This window comes from Rhodococcus sp. WY5, assembly GCF_018588185.1.
Taxonomy (GTDB): domain Bacteria; phylum Actinomycetota; class Actinomycetes; order Mycobacteriales; family Mycobacteriaceae; genus Rhodococcus_F; species Rhodococcus_F qingshengii.
On record NZ_JAAMPR010000001.1, the window covers coordinates 3,098,040 to 3,111,347 of the forward strand.

Genomic DNA, 13,308 nt, shown 5'->3' on the forward strand with positions numbered 1-13,308 from the left:
GAGCAGAGGATGGCGGCCATGAAGCCCCGGACCGGGGACGGTCCCCTCGAAGCAACCAAAGAGGGACGAGGAATCGTCATGCGGGTTCCACTCGAGGGTGGCGGACGCCTCGTCGTCGAGCTGACCCCGGATGAAGCTGCAGCGCTCGGTGTGGAACTCACGAACGTCACCAGCTAGTCGGGTCCAGGTTGTAGCAGTACGAACAACAGCACGTGATTGCACGCAGGCTCCGTATCCGTTTCGGTACGGGGCCTGAAGTGTGTGCGCACCGCCGGTAGCCGAAAGGACGGATCAATGCTTGCCGCCGTGATCGATCTTCTGTCCTGCCCGCAGTGTGCTGCTGATCTGGAATTGGTGGACGGCGCCGCAGAGTGCGACCGCGGACATCGATTCGACGTCGCTCGCCAGGGTTACGTGAGCCTGATCTCAGGCGGTGCCACGAAGTTCACCGGCGACAGTGCCGAGATGATTGCCGCGCGTGCACGATTGCTCGGCGCCGGCCACTTCGGCCCGCTGATGGATGCCGTCACCCGGGCCTGCGCGACGACGGCGAGGTCGGATCCCGCGCGGATCGTCGAAATCGGCGCAGGCACAGGACAATACCTCGCACACGTCGTGGATTCGCTGCCTGATTCTCGGGCGATAGCGTTGGACGTGTCCAAGTTCGCGGCCCGGCGTGCCGCGAAGGTCCACGAAAGAATCGGTTCGATCGTCGCAGACGTCTGGCAACCACTACCCATTCGCGACGGAGCGCTCTCTCACGTGCTCTGTGTGTTCGCTCCTCGTAACGGTCCGCAGTCCCATCGAGTTCTCGCCGAAGGCGGCGCTCTGGTGGTCCTGACGCCCACCGACAGGCATCTGCGCGAGCTGATCGACATTCTCGCGATGGTCCGGGTCGACGACCGCAAAGTGGAACGTCTCGAATCGTCGATGGCCGGATACTTCGAGCGTGTGAGTAGCGACGAGGTCGAGTTCACGATGTCACTCTCACACCAGGACGTCCTCGACTTGGTGGGGATGGGACCGTCGGCGAGACACCTGACGCCCGCCGATCTGGCTGCCGCCGTGGCGAAGCTGCCGCAGCCGAGCACCGTCACCGCGTCGGCGACGGTCTCGACCTATCGCAAGATCTGACGCGGATCAGCGTCTCGTGACGGCGTCCGCGTAGACCTCGAGCGTCTGCTTGGCGATTTCGGCCCAGGAGAACTCGTCGATCGCACGGATCCTGCCCGCACGACCCATCGCGTCGGCGCCTTCTCGGTCGGCGACAACGGCATTGACGGTGGCCGCGAGCGATTCCTCGAATGCGTTCGGCTCGTAGGCGTTGTAGTGCACGAGTCGACCGGTGACGCCGTCGGCGACCACCTCGGGGATGCCGCCGACGTCGGAAGCGACCACGGCGGTCTCACACGCCATGGCTTCGAGATTGACGATCCCGAGGGGTTCGTACACCGAAGGGCAGACGAATACCGTTGCTGCCGAAAGTATTTCCCTGATCTGCTCGGTCGGGAGCATCTCGCGCACCCAGTAGACATTGCCCCGGTGCCGGGCGAGTTCGGCCACCGCCTTCTCCGTCTCGGCGGCGATCTCCGGCGTATCGGGAGCGCCGGCGCACAGCACGAGCTGAATCTCCGGGTCGAAGTGGTGGGCTGCCGCGACGAGGTGCCCGACGCCCTTCTGCCTCGTGATGCGTCCGACAAAGGCCACGATGGGTTTCGCCGGGTCGACGCCGATCGACGCGAGTGCGGACTGTGCTCCCGGCGCAGATCCCCCGGGATGCCATACCTCGGTGTCGATTCCGTTGCGCACTACGTGAACGCGACTCGGATCGACAGCGGGATACGCGTCGAGGACGTCGAGTCGCATACCGGAACTGACGGCGATGATCGCGTCTGCGTGCTCGACGGCGTTGCGTTCGGACCACGACGAGATCCGATAGCCGCCGCCTAGCTGTTCGGCCTTCCACGGGCGTCTGGGCTCGAGTGAGTGCGCGGTGAGGATGTGCGGCACGTCGTAGAGAGCCGACGCGAGATGCCCGGCCAGTCCGGTGTACCAGGTGTGGGAGTGGACGATGTCGACACCGGCCGCGGCGTCCGCCATGCGCAGTTCGGTGGAGAGCGTCGTCAGGGCCGGGTTGGATCCGGCGAGAGCGGGGTCGGGAGAGTGGACGATCGCGCCTTCGCGCGGGGCGCCCATGCAGTGCACGTCGACCTCGCACAGCCGTTTCATCTGAGCGACGAGCTCGGTTACGTGTACTCCTGCGCCGCCGTAGATCTCCGGCGGGTATTCCTTGGTCATCATCGCGACTCGCACGCGCTAAACCTAACCGCCCGTGGTCGATCCGGCTACCGATCACGTTATCCCCGGCCGTTCGGAGGGGGACACGATCGGACCTCTCGGACTGCTTCGCTAGCGGGAGTTCACCAGTGCGGATAGGTTAGCGGTGTGAGAAGCCAGCCGCATGTGCTTGGAATCGTGCTCGCCGGGGGCGAGGGCAAACGCTTGTATCCGCTGACCGCGGACAGAGCGAAGCCCGCAGTGCCCTTCGGAGGTGCATATCGACTTATCGACTTCGTGTTGAGCAACCTTGTCAACGCGGGATATCTGCGTATTTGTGTGTTGACGCAATACAAGTCACATTCACTCGACCGCCACATTTCGCAGACGTGGCGATTGTCCGGGTTCGCGGGTGAGTACATCACCCCGGTCCCGGCCCAGCAGCGGCTCGGGCCGCGCTGGTACACCGGCAGTGCCGACGCAATCCTGCAGTCGCTCAATCTCGTTTACGACGAGGACCCCGAGTACATCGTGGTTTTCGGTGCCGACCACGTGTACCGGATGGATCCGGAACAGATGGTTCAGCACCACATCGAATCCGGGGCAGGCGTGACGGTCGCGGGTATTCGTGTACCGCGAAGTGAGGCTTTTGCTTTCGGCTGCATCGACAGTGACGAGTCCGGACGCATCACCCAGTTCCTGGAAAAGCCCGCCCATCCTCCCGGGACACCGGACGACCCCAATTCGACGTTCGCGTCCATGGGTAACTATGTGTTCACCACCAAGGTACTCGTGGACGCCATCCGCGCTGATTCAGAGAATTCCGATTCCGATCACGACATGGGCGGAGACATCATTCCCGCCTTGGTCGCCGCGGGTGAGGCGTCGGTCTACGACTTCAAGGACAACGTCGTTCCCGGCGCCACCGATCGAGACCGCGGCTACTGGCGTGACGTCGGTACCCTCGACGCCTTCTACGACGCTCACATGGACCTGGTGTCGGTGCACCCGATCTTCAATCTCTACAACCGTCGCTGGCCCATCCGCGGCGCCACCGAGAATCTCGCGCCCGCAAAGTTCGTGAAGGGCGGACTCGCGCAGGAATCGGTCGTCGGTGCGGGGTCGATCCTGTCCGCTGCGACCGTGCGCAATTCGGTACTCAGTTCCAACGTGATGATCGAGGACGGTGCGACCGTCGAGGGCAGCGTGCTGATGCCGGGTGTGCGCATCGGCAAGGGTGCCGTCGTACGGCGAGCGATCCTCGACAAGAACGTCGTCGTCGGTGACGGCGAAATCATCGGCGTCGATCTCGAACGTGACCGCGAACGATTTGCCGTCAGTCAGGGTGGCGTCGTCGCCATCGGTAAGGGCGTCTGGATCTAGAGCTTGCTCGCGCAGAGGAGGCCGTCACCGAGGGGGAGGAGGACTCGAATGAGTCGCTCGTCCTCGGTCACGGCCTTTGCCGCTTCTCGGACCGCAACCGTTGTCGCGTCGCGTGCGGAGCTGTCGGCAACGCGGCCGTCGGCCAGGGCGTTGTGCAGAACGATGACACCGCCGGAGCGCAGCAGGCGGACACCTTCGCGGACGTAGTGCGGGTGGTCGATCGCGGCGCAGTCGACGAACACCAGGTCGTAGCCGCCGTCCGCGAGCCGGGGAAGCACGTCGAGAGCCCGTCCGTTGATGAGGCGAGTGCGTGCCGGAGCGATTCCGCTTTCGCGGAAGGTCAGCTTGGCTGCTCGTTGATGTTCGGGTTCGCTGTCGATCGTGGTCAGGACGCCGTCGTCGCGCATGCCGTGCAGAAGCCACAGGCTGCTCACGCCGGCTCCGGTACCTACCTCGACGGCCGTCTTCGCGTCGAGCATCCTCGCGAACATCGCGAGGGTCGCGCCGACGGCGGGCGTCACCGGATGGGCTCCGAGATCCAGCGCTCGATCTCGCGCCGCGGTCAAAATCTCGTCCTCGGAAACTACGTCCTCGACGTGGCGGAGTATCTGTTCGGCGTGGGTCACGCTCATGAGGTTATCGGGCGGTTCGGATTGTCGCTGCAAGGCGCGCAGTCACCAGGATTCTCAGGAATCCCTCAGGCTCCTCATATGGCGTGCACACCGCGATGAGAAAAGGTGTATACATCGCCGGATCGAAGATCGCACGGCGGTATCGATTTCTACCAAGTTGGTCTTTCGCAGCTCGGTGATCGGGAACAAATCACAGCAACGGCTGGTTCTCCCGAATATCGCGCATCACGTGATTCGGACAACGCGGTGATCGAACTACGCGATCCCGAGCAGGAGGATCAACTTATTTACCAGGTCAACGACGAGCCTCGCCCTCGAGAGTCGGAAGTTTTGACGACGGAATCGGCTGTGGATTCCGAATTGATCGGCACTGCTGTGTTCGATGCAACTGGTGAGAAGTCCTCCATGCCGTCTTGGGACGAACTCGTGCGTCAGCACGGTGACCGGGTGTACCGCCTGGCCTACCGGTTGTCAGGCGATGCCCAGGACGCCGAGGACTTGACGCAGGACACCTTCATCCGGGTGTTCCGCTCGCTCTCCGATTATCAGCCCGGAACTTTCGAGGGCTGGTTGCACCGCATCACCACAAACCTGTTCCTCGACATGGTTCGCCGACGCAATCGCATCCGTATGGAAGCGCTGCCCGAGGACTACGACCGCGTTCCCTCGCCCGGTCCGGACCCCGAGCAGATCTACCACGACGCGCGCCTCGACGCAGGTCTGCAGGCCGCACTGGACTCACTCGCACCTGAATTTCGTGCCGCTGTCGTGCTCTGTGACATCGAAGGTCTGTCGTACGAGGAAATCGGTGCCACACTGGGAGTGAAGCTCGGAACGGTTCGTAGCCGTATCCATCGTGGGCGACAGGCGATTCGTGATCATCTGGCAGCGCAGCGCGCAGCCGAATCCGAACTCGTCGGTTTCTGACGGTCGGGTTCGAGCTACAGAGCGGGACGTGGTCAATCACCTGGAGGGACGAATGACGGAGGCGCGGGCACATCGCCAGTTCGGTTCGACCGAACATCTGGCCAGCGAGGCAATCGCTGCCTACGTCGACGGAGAACTCCGAATGCAGGCCTACTTGCGGGCCTCGCATCACATCTCGATCTGTGCCGAGTGCGCTGCGGCCGTCGATGCTCAGCAGCAGGCACGTGGTGCGCTGCGTCGAAGCGGCGAGATGACGATGCCGTTGTCCCTGGTGGGACTTCTCAGCCAGATTCCTTCGTGCAACAGTCCGACTACCGGGCCGAATTCGGAAAACGCCGACAGTTCCGTCGGTAATCAACCCGCCGGCTTCTCCACCATCAGCAAGAGGTTGTCCCGTCGCTGGCGCAAATGACGCCGCGCGCCAGCTTCCCGGCGCGGATCAGTGATACTGGACCATGTGACTGACGGAAAAAGGGGGCACTCCGGAGTGAGTTCGGATTCTTCGGCAAACGGTTCGGTGGACAGACCGGCAGATGCGCCGGTTCTCGACCCCCGTCCGGTCTATCGACCCCAGATCGATCCGGCCTCGCGCCAGGTGTTCGGTCGGCCGAGTGGAGTCGAGGGCTCGTTCACTCCGGTGGCCGCGCGATCGACTCCGTCCTCCGATGTCGTGATCGGGACTCCGGACCCGGTTCTGGCCGAAGCGTTCGGTCGACCCGCAGACGCCACCGAGTCCATCGGTCGCGATCCCGATGCGACGGCGAACAACACGCCCGACGAAGAACCGCCGCGTGATCCGTGGCGTGATCCTGAATCCGCCGTCTCGCTCGGCAAGCCCGCAGAGTCCGAGGCGCCGGTGCAGTTGCCTCCCGCCCAGAAACTCGACGTGCGTGAGCTGTTGTTCGGTCGGAAGGTCGCCCCCTCGGCACTGGCCGCGCTTGCGGGCATGGCGCTTGTCATCGCTCTCGTCGGTGGGTTGCTTGCCACTGTCATCACTGCCGATCGCAGTTCACTCACCAGCTCACGTGTCACGCTCGTTCAATCCGGCGGTGGGGAACAGCCGGAGTCTCAGGTGGCGAAGGTCGCCGACGCGGTACTGCCATCAGTGGTGTCGATTCAGGTCGCCGTCGGCGACCAGGGCAGCACGGGTTCCGGTGTGGTCATCGACGGCGCCGGATACATCGTCACCAACAACCACGTGATCTCCTCGGCCGTTCCGCCCGCTCAGGACGCGAAGATCCAGGTGATCTTCTCCGACGGAACCAAGACCGACGCCCAGATCGTCGGACGTGACGTCAAGACAGACCTCGCAGTGCTCAAGGTGTCGGCGAACAATCTGACGGTCGCTCAGCTCGGAAAATCCGAGGATGTTCAGGTGGGCGACGACGTCGTCGCCGTCGGCTCACCGCTCGGATTGAGCAAGACCGTCACCCGCGGAATCGTCAGTGCACTGAACCGGCCTCTGCGGTTGTCGGGTGAAGGCACCGACACCAACGCCGTCATCGACGCCGTCCAGACCGACGCGGCGATCAACCACGGCAACTCCGGTGGTGCGCTCGTCGACGACGAAGCCCGCGTCATCGGCATCAACACCGCAATGCTCAGTGAGTCCGGCGGTTCGGTCGGGCTCGGCTTCGCGATTCCGATCGACACGGTGACCGAGGTGGCGCAGACCATCATCCGCGACGGCAAGGTTCATCACCCCGACATCGGCGTGAATGCCCGCACCGCGGTCAACGACGCGACCAGTGGTGCGGCAGTGGCCAATGTCCGCGACGGCAGCCCCGCTCAACGTGCGGGGATCGTCGAGGGGGACGTCATCGTCAAGGTCGGTGACCGACCGGTGACAAGCGCCGACGAATTGGTGGTTGCGGTCAACGCGACGACCGTCGACCAACCCGTCAACGTTCAGTTGATCCGCGACGGACGGCAGGTCGACATTTCGGTCACGCCGGTGTCGGACTGATCGGCCCCTGCGATCTTCCTGTGAGGTTGATCCGGACATGCGCGCACCGAGCGAGCACACAGTAGGCTGACCCTGTGTTTGGCAACATCGGTTGGGGCGAGTTCATGATCCTCCTCGTAGCGGCTCTGGTCATCTTGGGACCTGAGCGGCTTCCTGGTGCGGTCTCCTGGGTCACGAAATCCCTGAGGCAGGTGCGCGAATATGCTTCGGGCGCTTCCAATCAGCTCAAGGAAGAACTGGGCACCGATTTCGAGGATCTGCGTAAACCGCTCGCAGATCTGAACAAGCTGCGCGGAATGACGCCGCGCGCTGTGATCACCCAGCACCTCCTCGACGGCGACGACTCCATCTTCACGGGCAACTTCGACAAGAAGCCGCAGAGCGGAGTGCAGGAGCCGAAGACGCTGTCGAAGGACAAGCCACTCACCGCCGGCGAACGTCCTCCTGTGGACTTCGACGCCACCTAGATTCGACATACGCAAGGGCGCCTGTCACCGATCGGTGACAGGCGCCCTTCCGTATGAGGGGGTTCTACAGGTTGCGAACCGTGTTGATACCGAGCGACATTCCGGCCAGCCCGCGCTGACGGACGGCCAACTTGTCGGCGATGTCCTTGAGTGCGATGGCTGCGGGTGAATCGGGAGCGCTGAGGACGATCGGCGTCCCGGCGTCGCCTGCCTCGCGGACGGACGGATCCAGCGGGATCTGTCCGAGAAGCGGAACCTTGGCGCCGACGGCCTTCGTGAGGCGATCGGAGACGGTCTGCCCGCCGCCTTCGCCGAAGACGTCCATACGGGTGCCGTCGGGAAGTTCGAGCCAGGACATGTTCTCGACGACGCCGGCGACGCGCTGGCGGGTCTGCAGGGCGATCGCGCCCGCGCGCTCTGCGACCTCGGCAGCAGCCTGCTGCGGTGTGGTGACGACCAGGATCTCGGCGCTCGGGATGAGCTGAGCCACAGAGATGGCGATGTCACCGGTGCCGGGCGGCAGATCGAGCAGCAGCACGTCCAGATCGCCCCAGAACACGTCGGCGAGGAACTGCTGGAGCGCGCGGTGCAGCATCGGTCCGCGCCAGACGACAGGTGTGTTGCCCTGGGTGAACTGCGCGATGGAGATCATCTTCACGTCGTGGGCGACGGGCGGCATGATCATGCGCTCGACCTGAGTGGGCTTGGCGTCGGTGCCGAGCATGCGGGGGATCGAGTGGCCGTAGATATCCGCGTCGAGTACACCCACGGACAGTCCGCGCGCGGCCATTGCTGCCGCGAGATTGACTGTCACACTGGACTTTCCGACTCCGCCCTTGCCGGAGGCCACGGCGTAGACGCGGGTGAGTGAACCTGGCTGGGCGAACGGGATGACGGGCTCGGCGGAATCGCCGCGAAGCGACTTGCGGAGCTCGGTTCGCTGAGCGTCGTCCATGACGTCGAGTTCGACGCGAATCGCACCGACCCCGGCGACGTCGGCGACGGCCTTGGTGACGCGTTCGGTGATCTCGGTGCGCATCGGGCAGCCGGCGGTCGTGAGATAGATGCCGATGTCGACGCTGTTGTCACTGGAGAGGGAGATCCCCTTGACCATCCCCAGTTCGGTGATGGGTTTGCGGATCTCTGGGTCCAGAACTCGCGCGAGCGCGGAGCGAACGTCGGACTCGGTCAGTACAGACATGACTCCATGGTAAGTCCAGGTAGGTCAGTGGATGCGCGGCAGGTCCGATGCGGCGGGCACGATGCCGGTGGAGTACCCGAGCGACCAGGCCAGAACGTTGGCGACGTAGGCGGCCGAGTTGTTGTAGCGGTGGATCGCGGAGGCAACCTGCGTGACGTCCTGCATGTTGAGTCCGCCGTCGCACAGGTACTTGCCGGTGGTCAGTGCGGAGTCGAAAAGGTTCTGCGGGTCGGCGATTCCGTCACCGTTGCCGTCACCGGCGTATTGGTTCCACGTGGACGGGATGAACTGCATCGGGCCGACTGCGCGGTCGTAGACGGTGTCGCCGTCGAGGGCGCCGCCGTCGGTGTCCATGATGACGGCCTGGCCGGGGAGGCTGCCGTTGAGTGGCAGGCCGATCACGGGCTTGTAGAGGTTGCCGTTCGCGTCGGCGTCCTTGCCGTCGTTGGCGTGGCCGGATTCGACGCGGCCGATACCGGCGAGGAGCGTCCAGTGCATGTTGCAGTTGGGCTTCTCGACAGCGAGGATTCGCTCGGCGTTCTGGTAGGCGGCGACGCTCACGCTCGGGATTCCGAGTGCGCCCTCGGCCATCGAGGCGGGGAGCGGGGGAGTTGCCTGCACGGGAGCCAGCGGCGCGGGTTCCGGCGCGGGGGCGGGAGCCGGCTCGGCGATTGCTTCGACGGCGGGCAGAATCTGCGCCTGCGGTTCCTGCGTGGCTTGTGCGGCGGTGTCCACCGTTTCGGCGGAGCTGGTGTTGAAGAACGGGACCTTGGGAGCGGCGCCGGCCGTGTTGGCTGCGGTGACGAGTCCGATAGGGATGAGTCCGGTGAGCGCGATGACCGAATTTCGACGGATGTGCGAATCTGTCTTCTTGCTGTGCCGACCCACTGTTTATGCCTCCTGAACCTCCGCGAGGAGGTTTTCCGTTCAACTGACGGAGTCGAGGCTACCTGATTTGTTGCGTTTCCGTTATTCAACCGTGATCTAGAAGGGCAGTTTGGGGCATATGCACTGTTCTTTCGTGATTTTTCGGTTACAGAGCGGGCATGCCGGGCAGGCCCGGGAAGAACGGCACGAATGCCGGAGCCGGGGCCGGAGCGGGCTCCGGTGCGGGTGCGGGTGCCGGTGCCGGTGCGGGCTCCGGAGAGGGGGCGGCGGGTGGAGAGGATTCCGCGGGAGCCGCGTCGGTGGTGGCGGGTGCCGTGGCGGCCACTGCCATGCCCGGGATCGTGCACGGCAGAAGGATGCCGTCCTGCAAGGCGTCGAGGGCTGCGGGGTCCGGAAGGATCACACACATATCGTCGGGCCAGCGCCATCCCTCGGCCGTCAGAATCGGCCACACGAGACCCCGTGAGGTGAGGACGGGGAGCGGGATGATCGGACCGGGAGCTGCGTTCCGGGCGGCGTTGGGTCCCGGAGCGGGGCTGGTCGGCATGACGCCCGGCGGGATCAGTGCCTGGATCTCGGGTGAGAGTGCAGGCATGTCCGGCAGACCCGGGAAGAGGGGAGTGGTGGTCGGGGTCGGCGTCGTCGACGCTGATTCCTTGTCGCCGGCCGCCGGATCGGTAGCCGCAGCCGCTGCGAGTACGGCCGAAGCGGCGGAGTCTGCCGAGGCGGCGGCGTTGATCGCGGAGCTGCCGGTGTTGATGCCCGAGGTGTACGGCAGCTGACCGGAAGGAATGACACCGTTCTTGTATGCCGTCGACCACATGATCACGTTTGCTGCGTAAGCGGCCGAGTTGTTGTATCGCAGAACAGCTTTGGTCTCCTGGGCGACATCGCGCAGGTTGAGTCCGCCGCTGCAGAGGTACTTCGCTGCCGAGAGCGCCGCATCGAAGACGTTGTTGGGGTCCTTGATTCCGTCCCCGTTGCCGTCGCTGGCATATCCGGCCCAGGTGGCCGGAATGAACTGCATCGGCCCGACGGCGCGGTCGTGAGTGGGGTCGCCGTCGATTGCGCCCTTGTCGGTGTCCCGAATGACTTCGTTGCCTGCCAGCCGTCCATCGAGGACGGGGCCGAGGATCGGGGTGACCGTCGTACCCACCGAGGTCGTCTTGCCGCCGTTGGCGTGACCGGATTCGATGCGTCCGATGCCGGCCAGAAGATGCCAGGGGATTCCGCATCCCGGTGCCTCGGTCATCATCACCAGCTCCGCGGAGCGGTACGCGTTCAGGACGATCTCGGGGATGCCCAGAGAGGTGAGGACGACGGCCGCAGCGTTGGGCGCTGCCGGGGCGCCGGCGACCGTATCGCTGGGCGGGGCCGATCTTTGCGTTCGGACCGTGCGGGGCGTCGGGAGGAAGTCGACAGAGTCCGGCTGCGCAATCGAGGCGGAGCCCGCCAGTGCGATCGGAACCTGTGACCCTCCGGTCGGTGCGCTTCCGGCAGTGAGGGCCGCTGGACCTGTGACGACGAGCAGTCCCCCCACCAGTGTGGATGCTGCAATCATTCCGCGTACTCGCACGATTCCCCTTTGCTGGCGCTCCCGCTCCGGAGTACCCACCGTGATATCCATATTGCTGTGACTTACGTTACATATCGGTCACGGTGCGTGCAGCAAAACTCAGCGAACGCTCAGCTAGTTGTGACTTTGTTTCGCAGTATTCGAGTCACGGTGCTTCTTCTTCGGGGTCGGTTCGCCGTCGGCAGCAAGGATCGACTTGATCTCCTCGAGCTCCCGTCGCAGGTAGTCGCGGGTGGCAACCTCGCCGACGGCGATACGCAGAGCTGCGAGTTCTCGGGCGAGGAATTCGGTATCCGCCTTGGTTTGCTCGGCGCGTGAGCGGTCCTCCTCGAGCGAGACCCGGTCGCGGTTCTCCTGACGGTTCTGGGCCAGCAGGATCAGCGGCGCCGCGTAGGCGGCCTGGGTGGAGAAGGCCAGGTTGAGCAGGATGAACGGGTACGGGTCCCACTGCAGGGCCACCGCGAACACGTTGATCAGGATCCAGACGATCACGATGATCGTCTGGATTGCGAGATAACGCCCGGTGCCGAGGAAGCGGGCGATGCGTTCACTGACGCGCCCGACAGCTTCGACGTCGAAATCGAGATTGAACCGGCGGCTTCCGCGGGGCGTTTCCAGTCGTTGCCGTGCGGTCGTGCTCGACGCCCGTTCGCTCATCGGAGTAGTTCCTCGTCGTCGGAGTAATCCTCACGCCAGTCTTCCGGCAGGAGGTGATCGAGCACGTCGTCGACCGTCACGGCCCCGATCAGGTGGTTCTCGTCGTCCACGACCGGCCCGCATACCAAGTTGTACGTCGCGAAATATCGGGTGACCGACGCCAACGAGTCGTCCGGGGCCAACCGGGGCATGTCGGTGTCGAGTAGTCCGCCTACCAGGCTGGCGGGAGGCTCGCGGAGAAGCTTCTGCAAGTGGACGCAGCCGAGATACCGCCCGGTCGGAGTCGCCGTCGGCGGACGTACGACGAAGACCATGCTCGACAGCGCCGGGGTCACGTCGTAGTTGCGGGCGCGGGCAAGGGCCTCCGCGACCGTCGTCGAGGCCGTCAGTACCACCGGTTCGGGCGTCATCAGACCACCGGCAGTGTCCGGGGAATGCTCGAGCAGGCGTCGAACAGGTTCGGAATCCTGCGGGTCCATCAACTGAAGCAGTGACTCGGCCTCGGTTTCGGGCAGCTCGCCCAACAGGTCGGCGGCGTCGTCGGGATCCATCGCTTCGAGTAGATCGGCGGCGCGTTCGACTTCCAGGTGCATCAGCAGATCGGTCTGGTCGTCCGCCGGCAGTTCCTGCACGACGTCGGCGAGGCGTTCGTCGTCGAGCGCCACGGCCAGTTCGTGGCGGCGCTTCTCCGGCAGTTCGCGCATGGCGTTGGCCACATCGGCGGGTCGCATGCCTTCGTACTGGAGAAGCAGGTGAGCTACGCCCTGGCCGGGGAGTGAGAGATCGCTCTGGGTGAGGCCGGCGACGTGCTGCCAGTCGACGATGTGAATCGCCGCGCGTCGACCGAGGCGTCCGCGATGGCCGCGAACCGCGACCTTGGAGACCACCCAGTCTCGCGTCCGCGTCGATTCGATTCCGAGATCGACGACTATCGTGTCGACGCCGTGAAGCTCCTCGAGTTCCGGGTCGTCCACGCGCACATGCGAATCGAGTACCTGCGCCAGAGCGAGCACTTCGCCCGGGCGCTGGTTGAAGCGCCGCAGACTGACGTTACCGGTGGTGAGGGTGACTGCACTCGGTTCGATTGCTGTCACACGCAACATCGGAACGAAAATGCGTTTGCGCGTGAACATTTCGATCACCAGACCGAGAACGCGGGGTTGCTGGCGTCCGATGCGGACCGTGATGACGACGTCGCGCACACGACCGATCGATTCGCCGTCTGGGCCGAGTACAACCAGGCCGGCAAGCCTGGCTGCAAATACCTTGCCTGCTGCTGCCATGATTGCAAGGCTAATTCGTCCAGCGTCAAAATCTGCAACGGCGCCACCGAA

At 64.5% G+C, this 13,308-nt stretch carries 14 protein-coding genes; 7 read left to right on the forward strand and 7 right to left on the reverse strand.

The window, feature by feature from the left end:
• The first annotated feature begins 9 nt into the window (after positions 1-9).
• Positions 10-177, forward strand: coding sequence for a DUF3117 domain-containing protein (locus G4D79_RS14585; RefSeq protein WP_003945169.1), 168 nt, complete (start codon positions 10-12; stop codon positions 175-177).
• 117 nt (positions 178-294) lie between these two features.
• Entirely contained in the window at positions 295-1,134 is an 840-nt protein-coding gene (locus tag G4D79_RS14590) for a putative RNA methyltransferase (RefSeq protein WP_099697875.1), read from the forward strand.
• A gap of 6 nt (positions 1,135-1,140) precedes the next feature.
• On the opposite strand, the gene glgA is transcribed toward G4D79_RS14590, so the two are convergent.
• Positions 1,141-2,313: a glycogen synthase gene (gene glgA, locus G4D79_RS14595; protein WP_003945186.1), complete on the reverse strand. Its 1,173-nt coding sequence runs from the start codon at positions 2,311-2,313 to the stop codon at positions 1,141-1,143.
• 132 nt (positions 2,314-2,445) lie between these two features.
• On the opposite strand from glgA, the gene glgC reads away from it, so the two are divergent.
• A complete protein-coding gene (glgC, locus tag G4D79_RS14600) occupies positions 2,446-3,660 on the forward strand; it encodes a glucose-1-phosphate adenylyltransferase (RefSeq protein ID WP_003945185.1) in 1,215 nt (404 codons plus the stop codon).
• On the opposite strand, the gene G4D79_RS14605 is transcribed toward glgC, so the two are convergent.
• The gene (locus G4D79_RS14605) at positions 3,657-4,292 is read right to left on the reverse strand and encodes an O-methyltransferase (RefSeq protein ID WP_007736091.1); all 636 of its coding nucleotides are present in this window, start codon (positions 4,290-4,292) and stop codon (positions 3,657-3,659) included. The two genes, glgC and G4D79_RS14605, sit on opposite strands and share 4 nt — an antisense overlap.
• A 330-nt stretch (positions 4,293-4,622) precedes the next feature.
• Here G4D79_RS14605 and sigE point away from each other — a divergent pair, with 330 nt between their 5' ends.
• The 4 genes from sigE to tatB all read left to right on the forward strand — a co-directional run bounded on the left by sigE (position 4,623) and on the right by tatB (position 7,652).
• Entirely contained in the window at positions 4,623-5,219 is a 597-nt protein-coding gene (gene sigE / locus G4D79_RS14610) for an RNA polymerase sigma factor SigE (protein ID WP_029255812.1), read from the forward strand.
• Positions 5,220-5,271: 52 nt separating this feature from the next.
• Complete coding sequence (locus G4D79_RS14615; protein WP_003945180.1) at positions 5,272-5,631, forward strand: hypothetical protein; 360 nt, start codon at positions 5,272-5,274, stop codon at positions 5,629-5,631.
• Positions 5,632-5,661: 30 nt separating this feature from the next.
• Positions 5,662-7,185, forward strand: coding sequence for a trypsin-like peptidase domain-containing protein (locus tag G4D79_RS14620; RefSeq protein ID WP_370852746.1), 1,524 nt, complete (start codon positions 5,662-5,664; stop codon positions 7,183-7,185).
• A gap of 74 nt (positions 7,186-7,259) precedes the next feature.
• Positions 7,260-7,652, forward strand: coding sequence for a Sec-independent protein translocase protein TatB (gene tatB / locus G4D79_RS14625; RefSeq protein WP_003945177.1), 393 nt, complete (start codon positions 7,260-7,262; stop codon positions 7,650-7,652).
• A 64-nt stretch (positions 7,653-7,716) separates the two neighbouring features.
• Here the strand turns inward: tatB and G4D79_RS14630 are convergent, their stop codons facing one another.
• The 5 genes from G4D79_RS14630 to G4D79_RS14650 form a co-directional block, all read right to left on the reverse strand.
• Positions 7,717-8,853 (reverse strand): Mrp/NBP35 family ATP-binding protein, encoded by a 1,137-nt coding sequence (locus G4D79_RS14630; RefSeq protein WP_003945178.1) that lies wholly within the window; start codon positions 8,851-8,853, stop codon positions 7,717-7,719.
• Between the two features lie 24 nt (positions 8,854-8,877).
• The gene (locus G4D79_RS14635; RefSeq protein ID WP_003945171.1) at positions 8,878-9,741 is read right to left on the reverse strand and encodes a lytic transglycosylase domain-containing protein; all 864 of its coding nucleotides are present in this window, start codon (positions 9,739-9,741) and stop codon (positions 8,878-8,880) included.
• A gap of 145 nt (positions 9,742-9,886) precedes the next feature.
• The gene (locus G4D79_RS14640; protein WP_223304678.1) at positions 9,887-11,356 is read right to left on the reverse strand and encodes a lytic transglycosylase domain-containing protein; all 1,470 of its coding nucleotides are present in this window, start codon (positions 11,354-11,356) and stop codon (positions 9,887-9,889) included.
• Positions 11,357-11,431: 75 nt separating this feature from the next.
• The gene (locus G4D79_RS14645; protein WP_003945067.1) at positions 11,432-11,974 is read right to left on the reverse strand and encodes a DUF1003 domain-containing protein; all 543 of its coding nucleotides are present in this window, start codon (positions 11,972-11,974) and stop codon (positions 11,432-11,434) included.
• Entirely contained in the window at positions 11,971-13,257 is a 1,287-nt protein-coding gene (locus G4D79_RS14650) for a magnesium transporter MgtE N-terminal domain-containing protein (RefSeq protein WP_003945077.1), read from the reverse strand. Before G4D79_RS14650 ends, G4D79_RS14645 begins: the two co-directional genes overlap by 4 nt.
• Between the last annotated feature and the right edge of the window lie 51 nt (positions 13,258-13,308).